General features: G+C 54.4%; 25 protein-coding genes. 2 read left to right on the top strand and 23 right to left on the bottom strand.

Annotation, left to right across the window (positions count from 1 at the left end; translation table 11 throughout):
- Positions 1-2: 2 nt before the first annotated feature.
- From MHI24_RS18245 to MHI24_RS18145, 21 genes are all read right to left on the bottom strand, one after another.
- Positions 3-716, bottom strand: a complete 714-nt coding sequence (locus tag MHI24_RS18245) for a hypothetical protein (RefSeq protein ID WP_340020949.1) — start codon at positions 714-716, stop codon at positions 3-5.
- A 31-nt stretch (positions 717-747) separates the two neighbouring features.
- Positions 748-1809: an ATP-grasp domain-containing protein gene (locus MHI24_RS18240; RefSeq protein WP_340020948.1), complete on the bottom strand. Its 1062-nt coding sequence runs from the start codon at positions 1807-1809 to the stop codon at positions 748-750.
- Positions 1806-2642, bottom strand: a complete 837-nt coding sequence (locus MHI24_RS18235) for an HAD family hydrolase (RefSeq protein WP_340020947.1) — start codon at positions 2640-2642, stop codon at positions 1806-1808. Before MHI24_RS18235 ends, MHI24_RS18240 begins: the two co-directional genes overlap by 4 nt.
- On the bottom strand, positions 2639-3793 hold the full coding sequence (locus MHI24_RS18230) for a cysteine protease StiP family protein (protein ID WP_340020946.1): 1155 nt from the start codon (positions 3791-3793) through the stop codon (positions 2639-2641). The genes MHI24_RS18235 and MHI24_RS18230 overlap by 4 nt, the downstream gene beginning before the upstream one ends.
- Entirely contained in the window at positions 3774-5084 is a 1311-nt protein-coding gene (locus tag MHI24_RS18225) for a phosphoribosyltransferase family protein (protein WP_340026722.1), read from the bottom strand. Before MHI24_RS18225 ends, MHI24_RS18230 begins: the two co-directional genes overlap by 20 nt.
- A gap of 76 nt (positions 5085-5160) precedes the next feature.
- Complete coding sequence (locus tag MHI24_RS18220; RefSeq protein WP_340020945.1) at positions 5161-6369, bottom strand: HpcH/HpaI aldolase/citrate lyase family protein; 1209 nt, start codon at positions 6367-6369, stop codon at positions 5161-5163.
- 243 nt (positions 6370-6612) lie between these two features.
- Entirely contained in the window at positions 6613-7359 is a 747-nt protein-coding gene (locus tag MHI24_RS18215; protein ID WP_340020944.1) for a TerC family protein, read from the bottom strand.
- 34 nt (positions 7360-7393) lie between these two features.
- Positions 7394-8728, bottom strand: a complete 1335-nt coding sequence (locus tag MHI24_RS18210) for a TerD family protein (protein ID WP_340020943.1) — start codon at positions 8726-8728, stop codon at positions 7394-7396.
- A 98-nt stretch (positions 8729-8826) separates the two neighbouring features.
- Positions 8827-9408 carry a TerD family protein gene (locus tag MHI24_RS18205; RefSeq protein ID WP_340020942.1) on the bottom strand — a complete coding sequence of 194 codons (582 nt, stop codon included), beginning with the start codon at positions 9406-9408 and terminating at the stop codon, positions 8827-8829.
- Positions 9409-9460: 52 nt separating this feature from the next.
- Positions 9461-10036 carry a TerD family protein gene (locus tag MHI24_RS18200; RefSeq protein ID WP_340020941.1) on the bottom strand — a complete coding sequence of 192 codons (576 nt, stop codon included), beginning with the start codon at positions 10034-10036 and terminating at the stop codon, positions 9461-9463.
- Between the two features lie 30 nt (positions 10037-10066).
- Complete coding sequence (locus MHI24_RS18195) at positions 10067-10663, bottom strand: TerD family protein (RefSeq protein WP_340020940.1); 597 nt, start codon at positions 10661-10663, stop codon at positions 10067-10069.
- A gap of 111 nt (positions 10664-10774) precedes the next feature.
- The gene (locus tag MHI24_RS18190; RefSeq protein WP_340020939.1) at positions 10775-11221 is read right to left on the bottom strand and encodes a tellurite resistance TerB family protein; all 447 of its coding nucleotides are present in this window, start codon (positions 11219-11221) and stop codon (positions 10775-10777) included.
- A 275-nt stretch (positions 11222-11496) separates the two neighbouring features.
- The gene (locus MHI24_RS18185; RefSeq protein WP_340020938.1) at positions 11497-12144 is read right to left on the bottom strand and encodes an amino acid ABC transporter permease; all 648 of its coding nucleotides are present in this window, start codon (positions 12142-12144) and stop codon (positions 11497-11499) included.
- A gap of 77 nt (positions 12145-12221) precedes the next feature.
- A complete protein-coding gene (locus MHI24_RS18180; RefSeq protein ID WP_340020937.1) occupies positions 12222-13034 on the bottom strand; it encodes a transporter substrate-binding domain-containing protein in 813 nt (270 codons plus the stop codon).
- A gap of 224 nt (positions 13035-13258) precedes the next feature.
- Positions 13259-14134, bottom strand: a complete 876-nt coding sequence (aguB, locus tag MHI24_RS18175; protein ID WP_340020936.1) for an N-carbamoylputrescine amidase — start codon at positions 14132-14134, stop codon at positions 13259-13261.
- A 21-nt stretch (positions 14135-14155) separates the two neighbouring features.
- Entirely contained in the window at positions 14156-15184 is a 1029-nt protein-coding gene (locus tag MHI24_RS18170; RefSeq protein WP_340020935.1) for an agmatine deiminase family protein, read from the bottom strand.
- 157 nt (positions 15185-15341) lie between these two features.
- Complete coding sequence (yfcE, locus tag MHI24_RS18165) at positions 15342-15893, bottom strand: phosphodiesterase (RefSeq protein ID WP_340020934.1); 552 nt, start codon at positions 15891-15893, stop codon at positions 15342-15344.
- Between the two features lie 531 nt (positions 15894-16424).
- Positions 16425-17909 (bottom strand): glutamate synthase subunit beta, encoded by a 1485-nt coding sequence (locus MHI24_RS18160; RefSeq protein ID WP_340020933.1) that lies wholly within the window; start codon positions 17907-17909, stop codon positions 16425-16427.
- Positions 17910-18236: 327 nt separating this feature from the next.
- Complete coding sequence (locus tag MHI24_RS18155; protein WP_340020932.1) at positions 18237-19031, bottom strand: permease prefix domain 1-containing protein; 795 nt, start codon at positions 19029-19031, stop codon at positions 18237-18239.
- 5 nt (positions 19032-19036) lie between these two features.
- Positions 19037-19363 (bottom strand): PadR family transcriptional regulator, encoded by a 327-nt coding sequence (locus MHI24_RS18150; RefSeq protein ID WP_340020931.1) that lies wholly within the window; start codon positions 19361-19363, stop codon positions 19037-19039.
- Between the two features lie 118 nt (positions 19364-19481).
- The gene (locus MHI24_RS18145) at positions 19482-19937 is read right to left on the bottom strand and encodes an NUDIX hydrolase (RefSeq protein ID WP_340020930.1); all 456 of its coding nucleotides are present in this window, start codon (positions 19935-19937) and stop codon (positions 19482-19484) included.
- A gap of 117 nt (positions 19938-20054) precedes the next feature.
- On the opposite strand from MHI24_RS18145, the gene MHI24_RS18140 reads away from it, so the two are divergent.
- Positions 20055-20576, top strand: a complete 522-nt coding sequence (locus MHI24_RS18140; RefSeq protein ID WP_340020929.1) for a TetR/AcrR family transcriptional regulator — start codon at positions 20055-20057, stop codon at positions 20574-20576.
- Between the two features lie 114 nt (positions 20577-20690).
- Entirely contained in the window at positions 20691-21548 is an 858-nt protein-coding gene (locus MHI24_RS18135) for a hypothetical protein (RefSeq protein ID WP_340026721.1), read from the top strand.
- 293 nt (positions 21549-21841) lie between these two features.
- Here the strand turns inward: MHI24_RS18135 and MHI24_RS18130 are convergent, their stop codons facing one another.
- Together MHI24_RS18130 and pulA are read right to left on the bottom strand one after the other, a co-directional pair.
- Complete coding sequence (locus tag MHI24_RS18130) at positions 21842-23074, bottom strand: IS110 family transposase (protein ID WP_340020827.1); 1233 nt, start codon at positions 23072-23074, stop codon at positions 21842-21844.
- A gap of 549 nt (positions 23075-23623) precedes the next feature.
- Complete coding sequence (pulA, locus tag MHI24_RS18125; RefSeq protein WP_340020928.1) at positions 23624-25579, bottom strand: type I pullulanase; 1956 nt, start codon at positions 25577-25579, stop codon at positions 23624-23626.
- Positions 25580-25584 lie beyond the last annotated feature (5 nt).

Below are 25584 nucleotides of genomic sequence, written 5' to 3'. Positions count from 1 at the left end.
TCCTATAGTTCGGAGCTGCTGTAGCGCTGATGAATCAGCTCTGCCTTGGTCTGAAGCTCCATCAGGTCTTTATGCTCGATCGTGGACGCGATATCGGATATTTTGGAGTCAACATCGCGCAGACCGTTCAGCAGCATTCTCCGGTTCTTGGTCTTGGCTTCGCCGCCCAGGCGCAGGAACGGATTAATCACCCCGTTGAGATCCTTAAGCACCAGTCTGCGGACCGTATGGTTGATCTCGCCGTTGCCCAGCTCCTGCAGCAGCGGAATCACGCGCTGCAGTCTGGCGAACAGCGCCAGCGACTTCTCGACAATCTCATTGTCCAGGGTATCCTTCTGCCCTTCAGAGATAATCATATCCTCCAGGATACTAAGGTACTCCACCACCGGAGCGAACTCCGCTCCGATCGGCGGCTCTCCCCCGTGCCCGGCTCCGGGCTGGGCCGGGGAGGCCTGTCCCGCTGCGGCGGGCAGACCGGCGGCGGCCGGAGCCTGCGGTGCAGCGCCTGAACCGGCTGAGACAGCCTTCGGCTCCTGGCCGGCAGGTATCACCTCGACCGGCAGATTCACTCTGGGCCGCCTGAACTCCGGCAGCGCCAGTGCGGCCCCTGCAACCGGAAGCAGCAGCGAGACCAGCTCGGGCAGGAATCCGCTGGTCAGCACCGCCAGGACATAACCGGCACCGGCATATACCAATACTCTGAATTTAGCTTGCATTCCTTCTCACCTCTTATGAGCGTGAATCCGGTCACGCCCCATTCACGGGTTCCGAGATGACGGAATCTCCGTTTATTCTCATAATCAGCGGCTGCTCGACATGGCTGGCCAGAACATTGTGCTCGAACGACGCAGGCGTAACCTCGCCGCCCAGAGCGCTTTTGACAGCCAGATAAGGGAAGTTGATGCCGGACAGGCAGGAGATATGCAGACCGCCAGACATCCGCGGATTAATCTCCAGCAGCTTCGGCACACCGCCGCTGTACTTCATCTGGATATTGAAATTGAAGGGAATCCGGTAGGTCTCTGCAGTCCTGCGGGCCACCTCCAGCAGCTCAGGAACCTGCTCCATCAGCCGCAGGCGTCCGCCCGCCTTGCGCCGCGGCACTGCCGCGAGCAGGCTGCCGTGCTCATCCGCCAGACAGTCAATGCTGTATTCATAGCCCTCCAGCAGCTCCATCACCATCAGGTTCGGGAAGCTCCCGGCTTCTGCGAGAATGCGGTAGGCCTCCGCGAAGGAAATCAGCGGCGTCACATGGCCGAACAGCTCCTCCAGCGGATTCCGGTCATTGTCGATGATCCGGAACCCGAGGCCGCCCTCGGTCTCGGTAGGCTTGAAGCAGACCTTATGTCCCTTGGCGGCGAGATCCTCATAGGCTTCCCTGAATTGCTCCGCATTACTGACCACATGATAATCAGGAATCGTCATAATGCCGGTAGCCTTGACGCTCTCGTAGAATTTGCCCTTGTCCATCAGCATCTCCAGCAGGTCCAGGTCGCGGCAGACCAGCACCTTCGTGCCGATCGCGTCGAACAGGGAGATATGCAGGGCAATATCGAGCATATGCAGCCGGGGAATGAAGATATCAATCTCATTGCGGCGGCAGAAATCCACGCAGAACTGCACGTATTCAATGCCTGTCAGCGCCGGTTCGGTCCCGGCCACATCCGCGCCCTGCAGCGACATATGGCGGATGTCCGGGTGGGTGGCGAAGATTTGCACCGGAATGCCGTCTTCATTGCGGCGGATGAGATTCATGTAATGATAAGCCACGGAGAACCAGCGGTTGAAATAAATATTGACCTTCTTCATTGCTGCGGCCCAACTCCCAATGCTGTCAGATTAGTATAGATTTCCTGGACATACTGCAGAATCTCATCCCCGGCAAAAACACCCGATTGCTTCGTAAATGGATACTCTAAGTGTACTAGACCCGCCTGCTGCTCGGCAAATATTTCTCCATGGCAGGGGACAATCGCGTAGTCCGCTGCGGCGAGCAGGCTCTTATCCAGCAGGGAATCGCCTGAAGCGACCATCGGCTCGGCATGCACGGTGCGCCGGACATGATGAATAGCGTCGCTTTTGTTCACTGCCTCCGGCACGATATAGAGCTTGCGGCCCTGCAGCGATACCTTCCAGCCCAGGCTGTCCAGCCGCCCGGACATGCGGGCAATCTCATCCGGCGGCAAGTCCTCCCGGTGCACCACGAAGGTATAGAACAGCTCATCGCAGTAGCGCTCGCTGATGATCCATTCTTCCCGGACAACGGAGTGTACAATCCTGCCCGCCTCCTCAGCGGCAGCGGAGCCGCTGGCTACCTTGCGGCCGACTGCCGCCCGCCACTCCTTATCCACTACCCCGCCCCGGAGAATATTGCCCCCGTTGCTGGTGATGGCATAATCGGGAATGAGGGTCTCCTGGAACAGGTTAATCCGCCGGTACTGCGCTACAGTGCGGGTGGTTACCGGCATGAAAATAATGCGGGCAGCCAGCTCTTTCAGTGTGGCCAGAGCCTGCCGGGAGATATACGATACCGTTCTGCCCTCAATAACCTCTGCCGGAACCAGTCCGGGAGTATCCTCCGGGACGCCTATTGCATTAAGCGAGTAAATCAGGGTACGGTCCAGATCGCTGGCGTAGATCATTCACTCTCCCCTTTCAGCGGCTTGATGATGCCGCAGCAGGAATAGGCCAGTCCGGGATAGACCTCTACCGGTACACCACGGTCTTCAGCGAGCAGGAGAATGTGACGCAGGTTGGGATTATCCAGCCTGTCCACAAGGATTCTCCAAGGCACTCTGCGCAGCAGGACACGGGTCGTCTCGCCAACCCCGGGCTTCACCAGATTGATATTGTCAATGCCGAAGGTCTCCTGGATGCTGCGGATATCGGCCAGCCCCTGCCAGGTAATCTCCGGCGGCTGCGCGGTCATCCCCCCGGCCCGCTGCCGGGCTTCTGCGGACACTTCCGGGAAATACGGGGTAATAGTGTCCACGAATACATTCGACAGGTCGCTGTCCAGCCACTCCTTGTAGAATTTGGCCCCGTGGAATTCGTCCGGTCCGATCAGATCATCGCGCAGCACCGTGCGGCTCATCAGGCCGGAGACCGTGGAGTTCAGGCAGGCGCTGGGGATCAGATAATCCTCCCGGGTGCCGAAGGTGCCGGAGCAATATCCCGGATCGGCAAGTACAGCCAGATCATCGTTCAGCGTAAGACCGTATTTGCGGTTCATGCTCTCACAGGCCTCGATCAGCACCTGGCGGATGGCCCCCTTACCGGTCCAGCCGTCAATGAATTGCAGGTCGGCATCGGTCCCGTGCTGCTGCAGCATATACAGGATGGCGTTCTCGTCAATGCCTTTGCCGCGGATAATCGAGATACTGTAGTGCGGCAGGTCGGCCCCATATTGTGCCAGGATATAGCGCTTGATGAGCACCCCGATCGGCGTGCCCGCTCTCGCCAGGGAGACCAGCACCGTGCCTGTAAGCCCCCGCCGGGCGACAATCATCTCGGAGACAACCGCTACAGCCAGCGCTACCTTCCTCGCCGTATGCCGCAGCGTCTCATGGAACAGTTCAATGTACTGCCCGGTCGGCTGATACTCTACAGGGAGCATCTCGGAATAATGCACTCCGGACTGGATCGCCTCCTCCCGTTCGGCCGTTCCCCGCTCCAGCGACACATCGCTGAGGTCCTTCAGCAGGAAGGTCACATCGGAGGCAGGGTAGCTGCCCAGCGGAACCGGAGGGGAGATGCTTCTGTTCTTAATTGCTTCAAGCTGGATTCCCTTCATCGCTGCAAGCCTCCCGTTTCTGGTCTGAGGTAAGTATCACAAGATGCACCTTATTGACGGCCAGCCGCTGTAAAATATCCGTCATCGGAGCGATCCGCTGCCGGGGAACCTCACGCTCCAGCAGGACGAAGATCTCGTCATATTGGCCTGGATCTACGTTATAGATGAAGTTCATAATCTCTTCATCCCCCGCAGACGGATACGCCGCCGCGCTGTGCACCCCGTAATCGGCACGCCGCTCCGGGTGGATTGGCGAACGGGTAGAGGATTGATAAGCGATGCCCCCGCCCATCTCTGCCGCCACCCGCATCGGCAGATACATGAATTCGCCGACGCCCATCACCAGGGTGCGGGAGCCTTCCCGGAGTCCCCGGAGCTGCTCTGCCACCCGGCTGATACTGGAATCAATCTGCGCATTATCCGCAGAATGCAGCCCGAAGCGGCCGCTGTGCTTCACATAGGGAGCCGGATTCACTATCCCCTGCCCGTCCACCGAGGTGACCGGCAGACGCTCCAGGCCGTCCAGGACATGCGTTGTTACCAGTTCCGCTTCACCAGTGGAGCTGGCAGCCCCGTTGCCTCCTGCGGGCGTGAGCAGCGGGGTTCCATGAACCTCAATGGTCCCCTGCAGGAGCGACAGGGCTGTAATCTGGATACCCAGCTCCTGCTCCAGCTCCCGGTATGCCCGGATATTCCGTTCGCTCCGCCAGTCCAGCAGCGAAGCCACTACGTATTCCCGGCGCGGGAACTTGGACTGGATGTCGCGGATCGTATTGATCGCTGTGTTGCCGGTGGTAATCTCATCGTCCACCAGTATGATCGGCTCTGTTCCCGACAACAGGCCCGCATCCAGCGCATAACAGAGGTGATCTACCGCATGGGAATGCTCCTCCTCGAAGGTAACCACCGAGTCCAGCTCGGGAATCAGCTCGCGGGTCGTATGGATGTAGGCGGCTCCGCCGGCAAACGCATGGTACATGCTGTGCCCCAGAGCAGTCGCTGTCTCCGCAAAGCCCATAAATACTACCGGCTCAGGCAGCACCAGGCGTGCAGCCAGCAGGGCATGGTAGGCTTCTTCCGCACGCTCAGGATGAATCAGGCCTTGGACCGCCCGGTCCATCAGCTCATCCATGGCTTCCGTCCCGGCGCTGCCGCCGCCTCTCTCCCGGTACAGCAGCAAGGCGAGCGCCGCTCCGCTAAGCAGCGGGGTGTACGGATTCACCGGAATATGCTTGCCCAGCACCTTGCTGACGAACAGGAAGGAGCGCTTCTTGTTGATGCGCGCAGCCATCGAGAACAGGGCCTCCACCGGCATATGAAAAGGGTTGGAGGTTTCCGTTACCGTAACCTGCAGATTCTCGACAATATTAAACGTGTGTATATTCGTTCTCGGGCAGAAGTCCGACAAAATGCTGTTGTTCATGTAACACCCCGTATATTTGAGATCGGTATAGAATGCGTCTGGCCCAGTTCAAATGCGGCTTGATTTCGTTCATTTTATTGAAATATTCGCTCTTGAATACCCCGCGGCTGCCATCGTTGCTGTCCACAATACTTAAGGCATCCACATACTCCTCATGCATCACGGTGTACATGGCCTGTACGGGTCTGAGATGGGAGGGATGAATGATGGTTTTGCCGACAATGCCGTTCTCCTTGTCCAGAATCACTTCCCGGAACAGCCCGTCCATCGAGCTCGAAATGAAGTTGTTGCGCATCTCGCGGCCATGCCGGCCATAGGTATCCTCGAAGGGCGTCTCGCGAAGCTGCGGACGGAGCACCCGGTGCCCTTTGCTGGCAAAATACTCCCACACCGGCCCGGAGATCACATACCCTTCCTCCACACGCCCGAACACGTTGATAATATCCGACATGCAGTCGCGGATTGGCGTAAGATCATAGATACTGGTATCCGGGCTGCGCCGCAGTCCGAACAGGCTGGAGAAATCCGTTGCTCCGATTCTGACATTCAGCACATACTCGCGGTAATTCGCCAGCAGGCTGCGGATGCCCAGCAGCGTGTCCATCCGGCTCTCCCGGTAGATAATCGGAGCACTCTCCAGAATCGGCATCCCGTACAGCACCGGTGCGGAATAGCTCCGCGTATGATTATAGTCGGCGATCGCCTCGAAATAGTGCGTCCCGTTGTCGACATTGAACTTGGGGAAAACAAAGCCGGTCAGCATCGTAATCAGCGATCCCAGCCGGAAGATCAGATCCCGCAGCTGCTCCGGACTGCGCACACGGATGAATAACAGCGGAAGACCGCCGCTTCCCTCCGGCTCATTCTCCGCATAAGCAGAGAGGAACGCCAGATGCCTGACCACGGACTCCTCGGCGTAATCCACTTCACCGTCGCCTATGGCGTCCTCCAAATCTATGATTACCGTTACGAGCCCCGAAGCTCTAAGCTTAATAATATCTTCGACAACACTGGAACGGGTAGCAGGCATGTAGAGGGCTGCTCCGACGGCGTAAGCGAGTAAATCCTTGCGGGTTGTATGATCAAATGAGACCGGCGGAACATGGAATAATGAGGCTTCCTGTTCTGGCGTAAGGTAATCGAAATATCTCAAGGCCGTTCCTCCTTAATGTTGTGCCCAGCACAAAACGAATAGCCCCGATTGTAAAGACCAGCAGAACCGAATACGCCGTCCTCTCGGGGACGGCATCCGGCTATCTCAAACAACAAAGGCAAGCTATAACATATAACGATTACCCGGAAGCACGCCGGAGTCCACCCTTCCCGTGAACCCCCCGTCTTCCTGTACAGCGATGAAGATGAATTCGTACATCAGTACATCCGTTCATGCGGAGAATCAGGCCTTATGGCCCTCCTCTTTTTTGCGTTTGCTGGCGCTATATACGATCGTGCCTACAAACACTACAATCAGAATGCCGAAGAACAACACATGCGGCATCTCGTAGCCGAATGCACCGGCAAGCATTTTACCGGCAATCAGGGCAATCAGCAGGAATGCGGTCTGTTCCAGTTCAGGATATCTGGCAATCAGCTTGAGGAAGACCTGTGCCACTCCGCGCATCATCAGTACGCCGAGAATACCGCCCAGGAACAGCACCCAGACCTCATTGCTCAGACCGAATGCAGCCACCACACTGTCAATACTGAACGCAATATCCATCAATTCAACCAGGAGCACCGTCTTCCAGAAAGAGGTTCCCTTGTTCTCTGCCTCGCCTTCTTCCTCGCCGCCTCTCTTGAACAGCCCCTTGTAGGCAATGTAGAAGAGATACAGCGCGCCCAGCACCTTAACCAGGGTGAACTTGATCAGGAAGGTCCCGAGACCGATCGCCAGGAACCGGAACAGATACGCGCCGAGAATCCCGTAGAATAACGCCTTGCGCTGCTGTTCCTTCGGCAGGTGCTTGACCATAACCGCCAGCACGAGCGCATTATCTGCGGAGAGCAGGCCCTCCAGCAGCACCAGGCTGCCGATAATCCCCCAGCTTACAGGATCAGAGAGTGTTCCTACAATATCACTCCAGGAGAAGAAATGCCCATAATTCTCACTGATACTCCTAAAAAAATTACTGAACCAGTCCATTCCGCTTGCGCCTCCGGTACAATCAAATTATGAATTATTTGCTTCCTGCTACCCAGCGGAGCCCCCAGCCATAAGCCTCATCCATCTCTCTGTGACCGCTGAAATATTGCACGAGACGTTCAATGCTGAAGGTCTCGTTATTCACATTCCGGATCATTGCGATGGCGCACATGCCCTTACGGTTGTTATGCTCGTCCAGATGAACAACGATATCCGGCCCGCCATCCTGCTTCAGGGTAACCACCCCGTCCGCCTCGGACCAGTTGGTGACGCCTTTGTAAATGAAGGCAAACACCAGAATTCTCTCAATCTGTGAAACCTTACTTCCGTTTATACGCAGATTCTCGCCGGATGTTACGGAACCTGTCCGGTCATCACCGTCCAGCATAATATAGGGCGGCTGCTGCAGACTGCCGAATGCGTTGCCCAGCGCCTGCACCACCCCTTTGGACCCGTTCTTCAGTTCAAACAGGCAGGCAAGATCCAGATCGACCCCGCCTCTGCCGCGGCTGAACAGCCCGCCGCCCTGCTTCTGGTTCCAGTTGAGGTTAATCAGCAGCTCCCCGAGACCGCCAGCCGACTTCTTCAGGTTGATCGAATCGCCCTTCTTCTTCAGCTCAATCTTCTTCAGATTGAGATTCGCTGCCGGAGGCGGTGTGGGTGCCGGTGCCGGGGCCGACTCCTGCCTCTGCGCAGACCCGGGCGGGGGAGGAATGACGATATTCGGTCTGGAGGACGGCTCCGTGCGCGGCGGCACTTGAAGCGGGGTACGCTCCGGCGGTTTCGGGACCGGGGCAGGAGCAGGAGCCGGCTCATCCTCGACCTCTATGCCATAATTGCCGCAGAGCGCCTTCAGCCCGCCCGAGAAGCCGGCCACAATCGCATTGAACTTCCATTCCTCGCCGTATCTATATAATTCTCCAACTACAACAGCTGTCTCTACAGAGAACTGATTTCCAAGGTTACACCGCAGAAGAGGCGCCCCGTTCGTCTGATCCATGATCCGGCATTCCGCCTCGCTCATCTGCCCGAAGCTCTGCCTGCGGTTCTCGCCGTCATACAGGGTAAGGGTGAACGCGATCTTCTGGATATGAGCCGGAATCCGGTCCAGCGCGACGATAAACTGCTTCCGGCCGCCCGCAGCCGTTCCCGGTACATCCTTATAGCTGATAAAAGCAGTGGACGGATTATTATAAAAGATCAGATCATCGTCCCCGCTCACCTTCCCCCCGGCCCCAAGCAGGAATGCGGAAGCATCAATATCCATAGAAGACGGAGCCTTCCACCCGATCTCCACCGTAATATTGCGGAGCCCCGGGTTCCCTTTGGTCAGGTCTGCTTTCTGTCCTTTGATTACTTCTGTATTCATTCGTACGCCACCTTTGCCGATAGATAGAGCGCTAATTCACCGGTTTTGTGTATAAAAAGGGCAGGACCCGCGAAGATCCCGCCTTCCAAGCTAAGCTGTTACTGTGCATCCAATCCGTAGTTCTTGCAGAGTGCGCTTAGTCCGCCGGCAAACCCGCTGCCGATCGCCTGGAACTTCCAGTCCGCCCCATGGCGGTAGAATTCACAGAAGACTACAGCCGTCTCAGTGGAGAAATCCTCGCCGAGATCGAACCGGAGCACCTCGCGGTCACTTGACGCATCCACCACGCGTACAAACGCATTGGAGACTTGTCCAAAGTTCTGCGCACGGGCTTCATAATCATAGATCGTTACCGTAATCCCGATCCGCTGGATATTCGCCGGCACCAGGCTGAAGTCTACGATAATCTGCTCATCGTCTCCATCGCCCTCCCCGGTACGGTTATCCCCCGTATGGGTTACAGAGCCTTTGCCGCCGCTGGGGTTGTTATAGAAGACAAAGTCGTCTTCGCCCTTGGCCTTGCCGTCTTCATGCAGCAGGAATGCCGATGCATCAAGGTCGAAGTCACTGCCGCCGCTGTATTTGTTGGTATCCCAGCCCAATCCTACAACTACTTTCGTCAGACCCGGATTGGTCTTGGTCAGGTCAATCCGCTGTCCTTTGGAAAGACTGATCGTCACTGTCTAAAACCTTCTTTCCTCAAAGATTGAATTCCCGGAAGCCTAAAGAGGCTTATTGCAGGCCGTAATCGCGTGTCAGTCCGGCCAGGCCGTCCTTGTAGCCGCTGCCGATGGCATTGAATTTCCATTCGCCGCCATTGCGGTACAGCTCGCCGACAACAACGCCGGTCTCTACAGAGAAATCTTCGCCCAGGTCGAAGCGGATCAATTCCTCATTGTTGGCATCGTTAACGATACGCACATAGGAACGGGAGACTTGTCCGAAGTTCTGGCTTCTGGACTCCGCTTCATAGATTGTAATCGTGAACGCAATTTTATCCACATCGGCCGGAATATTCTGCAGGTCTACCTGAACCTGCTCATCATCTCCGTCGCCTTCACCGGTACGGTTGTCCCCGGTATGAACCACAGAGCCGTTTTCGTTCTGCTTGTTGTTGAAGAAGATGAAGTTGGATTCCTTATCCACCTTGCCGCTGGCATTGGTCAGGAATACCGACACATCGAGGTCGAAGTCCTTGCCGCCGTCATACTTATTCGTATCCCATCCGAGACCCACTGTGATTTTGGACAGGCCCGGATTTGTTTTGGTCAAATCAATTTTTTGTCCCTTGGATAAGTTAATAGCCATGAATAGAGCCCTCTTTTCTCAAATTAGAATTTAGATATAGCGTTCTGCCAGTTGATTAATATGGGCTGCGTGGGCCGCTTCCCCGATGGCTGCGAACTTCCACTCTGCGCCGTGACGGTACAGCTCACCGCAGATCAGCGCCGTGTAGCCTGTATAATTATCCGTCAGATTAAACTTAACCAATTCTGCATTGCCTGCCGCATTCACGATCCGGATATACGCCGACTTGATCATCCCGAAATCCTGCTTACGGTTCACGGCATCATAGATGTTGACGACTACCAGCACCTTGTGGACATCGGCGGGAATCTGTGACAGATTCACCTTGATCTGCTCGTCGTCCCCGTCTCCCTCACCCGTCAGGTTATCGCCCGAGTGAACGACGGAGCTGTTCGCATTCTGTTTGTTGTGGAAGCAGACGAGGTTCAGCTTATTGGTCAGCTTGCCGTTCTCGTTCAACAGAAGCGCGGAAGCATCGCAGTCGATATTCGCCTGTTTCTTGATCCCGAAGAAGCCCCTTGACGGCTCAGCGGGGTCCCAGCCCAGTCCTACGATTACGTTAGACAGACCGGCATTGCCTTTGGTCAAGTCGATCTTCTGACCTTTTACCAGATTGATTCCAGCCAACTTGTTGTACCTCCGTCTCCAAGTAGAATTTGCCTTGCGGTTGGTTCTATCACTGATACGATGGAAAATGGCCTAAGTTTCATCCATTTGGCACATGTATTTCAGCTTAGCCTACAGGCTGAATTCGCTTGGGCTGAGTCCAAGTACACTGCAGATATTCCGTACAACCGCTTTCTCATGCTCATCGAAGTCGCCGTCAGCCGCACCAATCGCCGAGCACACGCCCACGATTAAGCGTCCAACCTCCGGTTTGCCGTTGAACTTCCCGATGGCCTTAAGCGCTTCCTGCTTGCCGATCTCCGGCGAGAACTCGAAGTTGCTCACATAGTAATTGAACTGGGCGATGACATCTTTCATGTCAAAGACCTTCAGCTCGTTGCTGAGGTTCATATACCCTGCCATCTTATTCTTCTCGGCATCCTCAATCTTGCCGTCAGCCGCCGCCACCAGGGCGCAGCCCGCGACTACCGCATTCATAAAGTCTTTATTTTTGAATTTCTTCACTTGATCCGTCAGTCCGTTTTTGGTGGTATTCAGCCAATTTTTGAATGTGCTCATCGTATTCTCCTTCTGTCATTTTGGAATGATAACCAGCAGTAATCTTACGCAGTCCTATTAAGCACCCTATCCTTGTCTGCCGGAAATATAAGGATAAATCATTCTGCAGAACCAATATCATCCTTATACTTTACAAAAAGATATCCCAGAGCCTCCTCCCCGCCGCCCTTGGCAGCAAATCATTCTTGGACGTATTGCCTATTTCTTACTCCTATAATATAACCGATAAAATGACATTATTCTACTTTCCCCGCCTTCCGCAGCATCCCGCAGGCTCACACCTTCTGTTCGACATACAGCAGCAGCTTGCTCAGAGTGTACGTCAGAATGAAATAGATCAGCGCAGCGCTCAGATACGGCTCCCAGATCCGCAGATACTGGCCTTTCATTGTGTTGCTCCAGTACATAATATCAGGGGCGGCAATCAGCGCGAGCAGCGAGGAATCCTTCACCAGGACGATGAATTCATTCCCGAAGGCCGGAACCATCCGCTTGACCGCCTGCGGCAGAATGACAAAGCGCATCGCCTGGCCCCGGTTCATTCCGAGCGACAGCGCCGCCTCCCGCTGCCCGGGGTCGATCGACTGGATGCCGGCGCGGAAGATTTCGGCGGAATACGCAGCAGAGTTAAGCGACAGCGCCACAAAGGCGCTCATCAGCGCAAAGGTCTTGCCGTAGAACAGCGGAATCAGGCCGAAATGGACGATCAGAATCTGTACATAGAGCGGAGTGCCGCGAAAGATGTTGATGTACGCGTGAAACGGCCAGCGTAGATACCATCTGGGCGCCATTTTGCCGAAGCCGATGAACAGCCCGAGCAGAGACCCGCACAGGATAGAGACCAGCGACACGCCTATGGTGAACAACGTGCCTTTGAGCAGGACCGGTAAATAATGAACAATAATATCCAATCTGAAATCCATAGAGCTCTCCCCTTCTCACAAAAAGGGGCACGCGCAATAGCAATCATTACGCATACCCGGTTATCGCTGCCCTAATCCTACTGCGCGTTCAACAGTGCTGAGGTATCCGGCTCCTCCCCGAACCATTCCTTGTAGATCTCCGCATATTTGCCGCTATCAATCACCTTCTTGATGGCCGGGTCCAGCTTGGCCTTCAGCTCGCTGCCCTTCGGATACAGGATGCCGTAATACTCGGAGCCGAAGTTCTCCTTATCGATGATCCCGGTCAGCTTCTCCTTCGGATTGTTCTTGATGTATTCGTTCACGATGGCAATGTCCGCCACCACCGCATCCGCGCCGCCGCCGCTGAGCTCCATCAGCGCCACCGCATTGCTGTCGAACCGCTTCAGATTGCCGTTGTCGACCCCCATAATGCCGCTCATCAGATCATCCGCCGTAGTGGCTGCCTGAACAGCAACCTTCTTATCCTTCAGATCCAGAGCGGATTTGATGTCGCTGCCTTCCTTGACCATGATCATGTTCGTAGATTCAAAATAAGGGATGGAGTAGTCATAGGTTTCCTTACGTTCATCTGTAATTGACACCGAGGATACACCTGCCTGATATTCAGTGCCTTGCTTCACGCTGGTCAGCATCGTATCCCAGCCTGTGTTGGTCACGGTGTAGTCCATGCCGGCCTCCGCCATGACCGCCTTAAGGAAGTCAATGTCGAACCCCTTGATCGTGTCCGTATCCATGTACTCCATCGGCGCATAACTGGCATCCGTGGCGAATTTGATGCTCTCTCCTGCAGCGCCGCCTCCGGCATTCTTATCCGCACCGCATCCGGCAAGCGCCAGAACCAGAAATGCCACTATACCTGACATCAACCATTTTTTACTGCTGCCCATACTCCAATCCCCCCGCTGATTTGTTTAAACAACTTAGGCAGATTTTATCAGATTAAAGCAATGGTGACAATTAAAATTCCTACTAATGTTATATAATATTACACGAATATCGATATATTGTAACATCTTGAGGCGGAAGGGTATAAAAAAGCAGCCCGAATGCCCCGGGAAACGTTCTCCCGGCAGCATTCGGGCTGCATAATGGTTAAGCTATAGGTGCCCTGTTAGAAGGTCAGATCTCCGTCATAAGAAGCGATCATCCGGTACAGCTCCGGACGGCGGTCGCGGAAGATACCCCATTCAATCCGGCCCACCTCAAGGGCATCCAGATCGAATTCGCTGACCAGCACGGCCTGCTCGTCCCGTCCGGCTTCAGCAACCTTGTTGCCCTGCGGTCCGGCGATGAACGATGAGCCGTAGAAGTTGATGCTGGAATCCTCGTCGACCTCTTCACCGATCCGGTTGGAGGCCACGACAGGAATCAGGTTAGCGGCTGCATGGCCGAGCATGCAGGTCTGCCAGTGATCCTTGGAGTCGATGGACCCGTCCTGCGGCTCGGAGCCGATCGCGGTCGGGTAGAACAGAATCTCCGCTCCCATCAGGCTCATTACGCGCGCTGCTTCGGGATACCACTGGTCCCAGCAGATGCCGACACCAATTTTGGCGTAGCGGGTATTCCATACCTTGAAGCCGGTATCACCCGGGTTGAAGTAGAACTTCTCTTCGTAGCCGGGGCCGTCAGGAATATGGCTCTTGCGGTATTTGCCCAGTACTGTGCCGTCAGCATCAATCACAGCCAGCGAGTTGTAACGCGCATAATTCTTCTTCTCATAAAAGCTGATCGGCAGCACCACCGCCAGCTCCTTGGCGACCGCCTTGAAGTGGTTCACCGCCTTGTTCTGCTCAAGCTCCGTGGCGTAAGCATAATAATCCGACTTCTCCTTTTGGCAGAAGTAAGGCGTCTCGAACAGCTCCTGGAGCAGAATAATCTGTGCGCCCTGGGCCGCTGCTTCTCTGACCAGCGTCTCCGCCTTGCGGATGTTCTCATCTATGTTGCCGGAACAGCTCATTTGGGTGGCGGCTACTTTTACTAATCTCATGGGTGTTCCTCCTTATATGGTCTAATTCACCGCAGGCATCTGCTGGGTGGTACAGTGTACGTTGCCGCCTTCGCCGATCACGGCCATGCCGTTCACTGTGCGGATGCGGCGATCCGGGAACAGCCCGGCCAGCGTCTCTTCGGCCAGCTTGTCCGTCTCAGTAGCCGTGCCGCCGAAGACCGGCAGAATGATGCCGCCGTTCACGAAGTAGAAATTCAAATAACTCAGCGTCAGGCGGCTGCCCTCGAAGTCCACGCGGGGCGGCTGCTGGATGCGGACAATCTCCAGCTTGCGGCCCTTGGCATCGGTGGCCTGCTCCAGAATACGCAGGTTCTCCTGCGTGATCGCATAGTTCTCATCCTGCGGGTCCTCGCATACCTGGATGATCACCTTACCCGGTGCGGCGAAGCAGGCGATATTATCGACATGCCCGTCTGTCTCATCCCCGCTGAGGCCGCGCTTCAGCCAGATGATCGACTCAGTTCCGGTATACTGCTTAACGTACTCGGCAATCTCCTCGCGGCTGAGCTCCGGATTACGGTTGCGGTTCAGCAGGCATTCCTCCGTGGTCAGCAGCGTGCCTTCACCGTCCGTATGAATCGAGCCGCCCTCCATCACCAGCGGGGCATCGAATTTCGTGATTCCCTGGTGTTCAAGAATCTGCGGTGCTACGGCGTCATCAAGATCCCAAGGCGAGTATTTGCCGCCCCAGGCATTGAACTTCCAGTTCACCCCGGCCAGCTTGCCGTCCGGACAGGCGACGAAGGTCGGGCCGTTATCGCGCAGCCAGGCATCATTATGCTCGATCGGGAGCAGCGTCACATTAGCGCCCAGCGCCAATTGCTCTACGGCTTCCAGCTCGTCCGGGTTAACCACCACAGTCACCGGCTCGAATTCGGCAATCGCCCGGATAATCTCGGCATAGCCTGCACTAACCGCTTCATGATTGTCCGGGTGCACCATGGAATCCTGCACCGGCCAGGAGATAAAGGTCCGTTCATGCCTCACCCACTCCGCCGGCATTGTATAGTGTAAATCTCTTGGATACATTGTAGTTACCTCTGCTGTTCGAATTTGAAGCCGGGCTGTATGGCCTGCCCGCGAAGCTCCTCACCCATCATACAATAATATGCCGGTGCGCTCAATTGCCGCGCAGCAATAATCCCTCTGGAAATATCCAGAGGGATTATTGTGTGAAGCTGGCCGGTTACAGCCCGATCTGCTTAATAATATTGCCGCCGAAGTCCTTAATGAGGAACTCGCCGTTCTCCAGAACCCCGTAGGAGTTCGGGTTGTTCTCTTTGGGCAGGGCGATCGACCCGGGGTTGAGGACGGTAATGCCCTCCTTCACCTCCGCCACCGGCAGATGGGTATGCCCCTGGATGAATACATCCTGCGGGGACAATGCCGGCAAATGGTCGATGCTGAACCCGTGCCCGTGCGTGGCGTAGATTTTGCGGCCTTCATGCAGGATCAGCACGTAATCGCCCATCATCGGGAACTGCAGCAGCATCTGGTCCACCTCGGCGTCACAGTTGCCTCGTACCGCCGCCAGCGATTTGCCCGATTGGCTATAAGCATTCAGCCTGTCGGCGACCCCCTGGGGATTATATCCCTCCGGCAGCGGATTTCTCGGCCCGTGATACAGGAAATCCCCAAGAATGACCAGCGTGTGCGGCTGCTCCTCCTCCGCCTTCGCCAGCGCCTGCTCCAGCCAGTACAGCGATCCGTGAATATCGGAAATAAACATCAGCTTCATGTGGGTGCTTCCTTTCTGTGAATATTCCTATCACTAGCTTCTACTATAACGCTTTTTGCCCAACCCGTTGAAGCTCTCAGCCAAAATCCTGCCAAAAATGCAACATTCTATTTACAGCCACAGGCCCAATCCAAAAATGTTGCATAAAAAGCAGCATTCCTTCTCCTCCGGGCGAAATAGCAGGCTGAATCCTGCATTCTGTGCAACAATTCTGCCTGCCCCCTGCCTATTGCCGGGTCGAAATTGCATTATGTGCAACATTAGACGGGAACGCCCCACCCCACACCTGCCTCCTACTATAAACGAGCAGCCGGGGCGGGGAACGCAAAATAACCCCACAAAGTGGGGCTTTAGCGCAGGTGGTGACTCAGGTACTTTGCGGGGACCCCAATACATATAAGTTCTATAAAAGCAAGACGCCCCGGAAGGGCGTCTCTTGGCAGACATCGCTTGGCCCCGGCCTTGCTTAACAGGACGTCTCATAATAGAGCGAGCGCCAGACTCAAGCTCGCTTCCCTTACGCCGCCCTGCTTAAGGCAGGTTAGACGAGCCCATCAGATAGCGGTCTACCTCGCGGGCGGCCTGGCGGCCTTCGTTGATCGCCCAGACCACAAGGCTCTGGCCGCGCCGCATATCGCCCGCGGTGAAGACCCCCTCCACATTCGTGGCCTGCAGGCCGAATTCGGCCTTAACGTTGGAGCGCTCATCACGCTCTACGCCGAACTGCTCCGGCACCGTCTCCTCCGGTCCGGTGAAGCCCAGCGCCAGCAGCACGAGCTGGGCCGGGATCACCTCTTCGCTGCCCGGTACTTCGACCGGCGCCATCCGTCCGTCTTCGGTGCGCTTCCATTCAATGCGCACCGTATGCAGCTCCTGCACATGGCCGTCCGCATCACCAACAAAACGCTTCGTATTCACCAGATAGTGGCGCGGATCTTCCGCATACAGAGAAGCCGCCTCCTGCTGTCCATAGTCGACCTTCAGCACCTTCGGCCATTCCGGCCAAGGGTTGCCCGGCTGGCGGGTCAATGGCGACTGCGGCATAATCTCCAGCTGGATTACGCTGCGGCAGCCATGGCGGATGGAGGTCGCCACACAGTCCGTCCCAGTATCTCCGCCGCCGATAACAACCACATCCTTGCCTGCCGCCGACAGATATTCTCCGTCCGCCAGTCCGGAATCCAGCAGACTCTTCGTGTTCAGCGTCAGGAACTCCATCGCCTGATGGATACCGCGCAGCTCCCGGCCTTCGAGCGGCAGGTCGCGCGCTTTGGTCGATCCGCCGCAGAGAACCACCGCATCGTTCTCCTCCTGGAGCTGTGCAGCAGTAATATCTCTGCCAATCTCGGTCCGGGTGACGAAGGTAATGCCTTCTGCCGCCAGCAGATCCACCCGGCGCTGCACCTTCTTCTTCTCCAGCTTCATGTTTGGAATGCCGTAGGTCAGCAGGCCGCCGATCCGGTCCGCCCGTTCATATACGGTTACGCTGTGTCCCGCTTTGTTGAGCTGGGCAGCGCAGGCCAGCCCGGCAGGACCGGAGCCTACGACAGCAACCTTCTTGCCCGTGCGGGTCAGCGGCGGCTCAGGCACGATCCAGCCTTCGGCAAACCCTCTATCGACAATCGCCTTCTCAATCGACTTGATCGTGACCGGATCACCGTTCTTCCCTACTGTGCAAGAGCCTTCACACGGCGCAGGGCAGACGCGTCCCGTGAATTCCGGGAAGTTATTCGTCTTATGCAGGCGCTTCAGCGCCACCTGCCAGTTCCCGCGGTACACCATGTCATTCCACTCTGGAATCAGATTATGCAGCGGACAGCCGCTCGCCATCCCCGACAGCATACGCCCAACATGGCAGAAGGGTGTTCCGCAATCCATACAGCGGGCACCCTGCTCCCGCAATTGCTCTTCATCCAATGGAACAGAGAATTCGTTCCAGTTCTTAATCCGCTCCATAGGCTCACATTCGGCAGGCGTCCGCCGCTGATATTCCAAAAATCCGGTTGATTTACCCATCCCTCTCATCCTCCGAGTCTCTCTGATTGGCCGCCAAAAAGAGGTACATAGCGGCATTTATGCCCGCATCCGGCTTATGCAAAGAAACATTTCTCTGCTGTCACCGGCCGCAAATCTGTCACTGTAAAGCAGTGAAGCAACAGCCTATAGCGGAGCTGGAAACCACCCCGGTACAGGCTCTTGCACAGTTATAATAGGGGGAATAAATGCCTTCATATTAACATCATATGCAAGAGACGGACATGAGCTATGTCACCTTATATTTTAACGTTTTGTGGCAGAAGGCCTGAGCGGGAAGAGGGTGGTAGCGGTTATCTGGTCACCGGACTATTTTTCACCGAAATCCCCGGACTTCAATAGCATCTGATAGGCTCCGCGGATATTCCCGTAATACACGAAGAGGAACACCGCCACAGCAATCACACCCAGCAGAACCGCTGCCCCGTAGGAGCTGTATTCATCTCCAAATGCAGAAGCCACGAAGACGGTAATCGGCGCCAACACGCATAAACAGACACCCATGATGAGCGACAGCGTATAGGTGGCGGCAAAAGCAGACTGTCTCTGCTCAATATACGCTTCCAAACGGTAGGGCAGGCTGAATTCGGCGGACTCCAAATATTTGAATTTCTCCATCTTCCTGCCGCTGTATATGAAGATTGCAATCGCAGGCACAAGCAGAAGGAACAGCGCAACCAGACCAATCATAGTCATCGTATCCTCAGAGAACACTGAAGCCATGAACCCGTTCTCCGCCAGGCTCGTAATGATGATCAGTAGAGCAGCACCCAGCATAATCAAAAAGGTCCCGAGGCCGATGAGCAGTCCTGATCTTTTTTTGGCAGCGATAAATTCTTCTACAGCATACTCGTCAAGCACAGGCAGCCGCAGCCCCGCATCCTTCCGCACCTCTTCCAGCCCCAGCTCGCTGATCAGCTCATCAATGTTGCCGAATTCGGAAATGACGATGCCGACCGCCTCATTCTCCGACTTCCCCTCACTCTTCAGTTCATGGTACTTCTCCTCCATATTGCCAAGCAGCTCCTGCTTCAGCTTCATCATCTGTTCCGTTCCGGGCAGGGAAGCGAACATATTGTTCAGATAGCCGATAATGGTGTCCAAATTCCTCACAGCTCCTTTATAAATTGGTTGATGACTTCCTGCGTGACCTGCCATTCCTCACATTTCGCCCGGTAATAGTCCAGGCCCAGGGGGGTGATACGATAGTAGGTGCGTCTCTTGCCGAACGTCTCATCCAGATAAAAAGAATCGATATACCCATTCTTCTCCAGCCGGGCGAACGCCGAGTAGAGCGTCGTCTCCTTCATAATGTACTTCTCCTCCGAGAGCTTACGAATGTTCTTGGAAATCTCATAGCCGTAAGACTCCCCGTCCAGAAGCATGTAGAGGATCATCGTATCGTTATATCCCCTGATCACATCACTGCTGATCAATGGTCTGCCTCCTATTACTTCATCTGTCGTAGTAATTAAGTTCAGTGTAGCACAATTACTACGACAGATGAAGTAGTTTTCAGGATGAATTGGAATTTATTTTTGAAAAAGCGGGCTACTACACCTGATCTCTCAGAAACCTTGCTATGATGGGCCGGTCTGGAGGGCTTATGTGACTTGGCAGCTGATCCAGTGCATAAAACTGAATATCCTGCACCTCATCCCCGTCTCCTCTAATGGTTCCCCGGTAATCCTTGCACAGATATGCTGCAACAACATTATGTACTTCGTCTCCATTGGGATACTGATAATACAACTCCGGCCCTGAAAATAAATCCAGCAGCTCTAAATCCAGCGCCTCTAGTCCTACCTCTTCCCAAAGCTCCCGCTTCGCAACCTCTATCATCTCTTCCCCCGGCTCCATTGAACCTCCAGGCAATCCCCACAAGCCGTTATCTGTTCTCTGCTGCAACAATAATCGCCCATGAGAATCCAGCAAAATCACACAAGCTCCTGCCATAATGATCGGACGGGTTCCGACTAATGCCCGGATTTGTTTAATATAATTGGTCATGTGTTTCACGTCCTTATAAGTTCGACTGTATTTACCTCAGTATAGCATTGACAGATAAATCATACTTTTATATGATTCATTTATCGCACGATAAATAAAAGATTGGAACTGATCACAATGGCAGCAAAGGAAGATAAAAAGCAAAAAATTATGGAAAGTGCATTAACCTTATTCGCAGAATATGACTACTACAGGACAACAACAGCCATGGTAGCTAAAGCAGCGGGAGTTACACAGCCCTACATTTTTCATTTTTTTGACAACAAAGAGGACCTATATATAGCTGTGTTAAAACGCGCATACGATCGGATTCATCACACTTTCATGGAGGTTCAGGCACCTGCTGATCAGTTGGTTGGCGCTATGGGTGCCAGTTTTTTCGACTTAATGGAGACACACCGTTCCGAAGTATTGATGGTCATGCAGGCTTATACCATATCGGAGGCAGGGATCAAACAACATTCTGCTAAGCTCTATAAGACTATTTTTAATGAAGTGACTGCCAAATTCCAGAAAGCCGGGTTAGCTGATGCGGAAGGAAATGCAGTCCGTTTTATGAGCATGGGGCTGCTGGTCACGTTGTCCGAGGTGCTTGATTTATCAGACATAAAACAATCCATACTAACGACTAAAGAATGATGGAGGGGCAAGCAGCAAACGGATCAATTCGTATCTGTTACTGCTTGCAATTATTTTAATGAATATTTATTTATCGATAAATAAATTTGAGGAAGTGATCTAATCGTGCCTACTATGTTCAACGAGTTGATGACATCTGCCGTCTCTATTTTCAAGCTTGAAAAAGCACTCGTTATACTTGGACTGCTGGGGTTTGTTATCGCGGGTTGTGCTGCTGTCTTTATGTTCTTTCAAGGAACTGTTGTTCTGCCGGAGGGGAATATTCAAAATGTATTCTCGTTTGCAGCAGCCTTAGGAATTTTTCTGTTATCCGTTGCTGCGATTTTGCCCTTTGCAGATTTCACCCCCCGTATGAGAAAAGTGGTTCGCCGTATTTTTATTGCTGCTGCTTCTTACAGCTATGTAATTGAAACCCTGCAGAATTTTCGCGGCTTCAATCCCCGGTTCTCTAAGGTCGGCGGTCCATTGGATACTCTCGCGGGAGCTTTATTTGGCATCGTATCTCTTTCTTTTGTCATCGCGGGCATCCTGCTTGCTGTCCAATTTCTGAAAATGAAGGCTCCATTATCGCGCCGTGTACTTATCATCGGTATCCGTTATGCCTTGGTATCGGTATTTATAGCTAATCTGGCCGGACTGATCATGATGAGATTGCAAGGCCGTTTTACCGGAGCTGGGGGCAATTATATTGTGCTGCATGGAATTGGCTTCCACTCCCTCCAAACCCTTCTGTTACCGGCCTGGCTGCTGGAACGTTCGAAGCTACGGCAGGACAGACAGCGCCTTCTCCTGCACACAGGCTCCATAGCTTGGTTAATTGCCATTTTGTTGATCGTCGTTCAGACCCGTCTTGGCCGATCTATGTTTGAGGTTAGCTTGTTTCCGATACTTGCCGGCCTCTGTTTACTGGTTTGGCTGTTCATTGCCAGTTCAGCTCTAGTGTCTGCTTGTAAAGCCCGATATAGGTCATAGTGGCGTGTACTACTGCCTTAACATTGTAGTCGGTTTTCCGATTACATTTGGCCCACACCCCCTATACCAGCACATTGTAATCGGTTTTTCGATTAGCATTTGGCCACGCACCCTCACACCGAGCCATTGTAATCGGTTTTCCGATTACATTTGGTCCACACTGCCCACACCGGCACATTGTGATCGGTTTAATACGAAAATAAAAGTACCGGAAAACGCGCCGCAGACTGGGTTTTGACAAAAAAAGACCCACCGCCCCCAAAAAACGTTTCGTTTTTTTGAAAAAGGGAAGACTATGGGGTAGGATTTAGTTGCACGCTATATCCTAACTGCTGGATATATTGAACGTACCGATCCAACCTGTTTTTCTTGGACGTCTCATCGCCTAGTGAGACGTCTATTTCTTGGTATGACCTCTTCTCCCGCATCAGGGCATGGAGGATTCGAATCAGCAAATGCGCCGTGGCGACGTTTGCTTTTTTATCTCCTCGTCTCTTCCGGATTCGTCGAAAGAATTGGCCGATCCGGTTCGAGGAGCGAGCGTTCGCCCAAGCCGCCTGACACAACGCACCTTTCAGATGCTTGTTCCCTTGCATCGTTTTTGACTTTCTTCGCTTTCCCGCACTTTCGTTGTTCCCTGGACACACTCCCGCCCATGAAGCGAACTGCGCATCACTCGGGAACATTTCCGCGACATGCGGCCCCACTTCGGCAAAAATGGTCACAGCAGACGTCCGCTCAATTCCTGGAATGGAGTCAATTTGTTCAATCACCTCCAGGTACGGTTCTGCCTTCGCCTCGATTCGCGCTTCCAGTTCCGTGATTCTTTTCTCCAAATAGACCAAGTGGTCCCAGTGGTCTCGAATCATCTCCCGATGATGACGGCGCAACTTGCCATTGAGCGCGTCGAGTAGCTGCGGAACTTTCTTTTTTAAACGGGTTTTGACCAGGTTTTTAACGGTCACTTCGTCCACGACCTCGCCGTCCATGATCTTCTGGAGCAGGCCCCGTCCCGTAACCCCATAGAGATCGGACATAAAGGTGGTTAGTTTGATGTTGGCATCCTGCAGGATTTTGTGAATGCGGTTTTTCTCCGCCGTCACCGCCTGCACCATCTTACTCCGGTAACGAGTCAAATCCCGCAAATCCCGGATGTCCTGTTCGGGCACCATACTGCCTTCAATGAGCCCGCAACGGTGCAATTGCGCTAACCAGCGCGCGTCTTGCATGTCCGTTTTTCGACCCGACGTATTCTTTACCCGCCGGGCGTTGGCCAGGACGAGGTCACAACTGCCCTCTAAGATGTTCCATACCGGTTTCCATAACACGCCGGTGCTCTCCATCACCACTTCCCGGCAGCCGTGTTCACTCAGCCAATCTTGCAGGCCGAGCAATTCTTTGGTTGTCGTCCCAAACGTTTTCAGGTGATATTGGGGTTTCTGTTCGATCGGTCCTTTTAACACGCAGGCTACAACGGTTTCCTGATGCACGTCCAGACCGGCGCAACACATACGTACAGCATCCATTCCTACCATCCTCCATCGTCAGTTTACAAATCATGCGCTCGAGTGAGTGTAATTTAATACACGTACTTTTGGGGGCTACAATAGGCGATGCTCGAAAAGCGCAATAGAACGGTTTTTCGAACGGGGTGGGTCCCAGTAACCGTTTCCGCCCTTTGATTTGTATATGTAAGTGTTGACGACTACAGCCTCATTTAGAATGGATGCGACGGATGCCAACCACTTATTTTCATTCCTGGGGGTGACAAGGCCTCTGCCTTGTCATGCCTGTTTTTCGATTACATTTGGCCACGCACCCTCACACCAGCACATTGTAATCGGTTTTCCGCATACATTTGGCCCACTCACCCTCACACCGAGCCATTGTGTTCGGTTTTTCGCATACATTCCGCCCAGATCTTCCTGCACCTGCACATTGTGTTCGGTTTTTCGCATACATTCTAGCGGGGTGTCTCATTTAGACGGTTCATTCTCGCATCGACCAGCCTACAGTCCCCTGCACAGCACAAAGCAGGCTGCCCCGGCAGCCTGCTTGTGTGTGTGACTATGAAGTTAAATAACAGTCAGTACAATCATCCCGATGCTATCAGTCGCCAGAACACCGCTATCCAGACTGCTGATATGCTCTCCGCCGAACACCACGCTCCAGTCGCCCAGCTCAGGCAGCGTCAGGATTGCGCCGTCCGCGTTGGCATTATATAGTACGTACAGATGCTGCGCGGAATCGCCTCCGGCATGATCGCGGAGCGTGAACGCTACGGTATGGGCCTGGGCTTCCTCGAAGACCAGATGGTCACGGATCTCGTCAGCGGTCCGCAGTCGGAAGGCGGGATGAGCAGCGCGCAGCGCAATCAGCCGCTTCATGTAATCCACAGACTCCTTGTGCTCAGCGCAGCGTACCCAGTCCAGCCAATTCACCTCTACCGGTGATTTATAGCTGTTCTCCACCAGGCCCTTGGTCCGCAGGAACTCCTGCCCGGCATGGATGAACGGAATCCCTTGGCTGGTCAGCACAATGGCTGAGGCCAGATGATGCATGGCGATGCGCTGGCCGTCTTCCGCTCCCGGGGTAGACAGGAGCAGCTTATCCCACAGCGTATGATTGTCATGACATTCCACGAAGTTAACGCTCTGCTGCGGCTCCTGGGCGAATTGCCCGAGTCCGGGTGCATAGCAGATCCCTCCGGCAATGCCGACCTTCACATTGTGTTCGAAGCCGATGCCGCCGCTGATGAAGCCCTTCTGGTCATGCAGGAAGATATTGCCCTTCACCGCATCGCGGAAGCCGTCGTTAAAATGTCCGATACCCGGCATCTGATTGGCATGGGACTGGTTCGCCCGCAGCTCCTCCGCCAGCTCCATATCCATTACCCAGCCTTCGCCTATGGTTATGATCGAGGGGTCCAGCTCATCCAGACGGCGGCGGATCTCGTTCATAGTCCCTATATCATGAAGGCCCATCAGATCGAAGCGGAAGCCGTCGATATGATACTCCTTGGCCCAGTACAATACGGACTCTACAATGAACCGGGACATCATCTTCCGCTCGGAGGCCGTGTCGTTCCCGCAGCCTGAGCCGTTCGACAGCCGCCCATCCTGCTTATAACGCAAATAATAGCCGGGAACCAGCTTGGTGAAGTTAATAAGGAAGCCGTCATACACATGATTGTATACTACATCCATGATGACCCGCAGGCCGCGGTCATGCAGCGCCTGAATCATTGTCTTCAGCTCCCGGATGCGCAGACCCGGAAGATAAGGGTCTGTGGCATAGGAGCCTTCAGGCGCATTATAGTTCTTGGGATCATAGCCCCAATTGTAATGCGGCTCCGCCAGGCGGGTCTCATCCACACTCTCTGTAGCATAATCATAGATGGGCAGCAGCTGCACATGGGTCACGCCCAGCGCAGCAATATGATCAAGCCCTGTCACAATCCCTTCAGGGCCGCGCGTCCCCGCTTCCGCCAGACCCAGGTACTGCCCCTTGTGCTTAATTCCGCTGCCCGGATGAACCGATAAATCGCGGAGATGAAGCTCATAGATTACCGCATCCACCGGGTCCTGCAGCGGCGGTTTGCCCTCTGTCCAGCGCGCAGGGTCCGTTTTGCGCAAATCCAGAATAGCTCCCTTGTCACCGTTCACACCGACCGCACGGGCGTACGGGTCAACCGCCTCATGCCACTGCCCCCCGATAAGCACCGCATAGGTGTAGAACTGTCCATCCAGATCGCCCGGAACACTGATTCTCCAGGTCCCCCGGACATCACGGGCCATCGGAAGCCGCCGCCCTTCAGCCTCCTGCCAGGAGTCATAGAGGATCAGTACCGCCTCCCCGGCAGTCGGAGCCCACAGGCAGAAGTCAGAGCCTGCAGAAGAATAGCTTAGACCGAGATCATCCCCCTCATAGCTGAACAACTCGTCGAACTCACGGTCAAACACGGATATTCCGCCGGTAGCCGCCGGATCACCGTAGTGAATCGGTTCCTTCATTTCTTTTTGTACTGACAAGGCAG

The organism is Paenibacillus sp. FSL K6-1096, assembly GCF_037977055.1.
Lineage (GTDB): Bacteria > Bacillota > Bacilli > Paenibacillales > Paenibacillaceae > Paenibacillus_AQ.
Note: the sequence above shows the minus strand (reverse complement) of the source record. Positions and strands in the feature narration are given on the sequence as shown.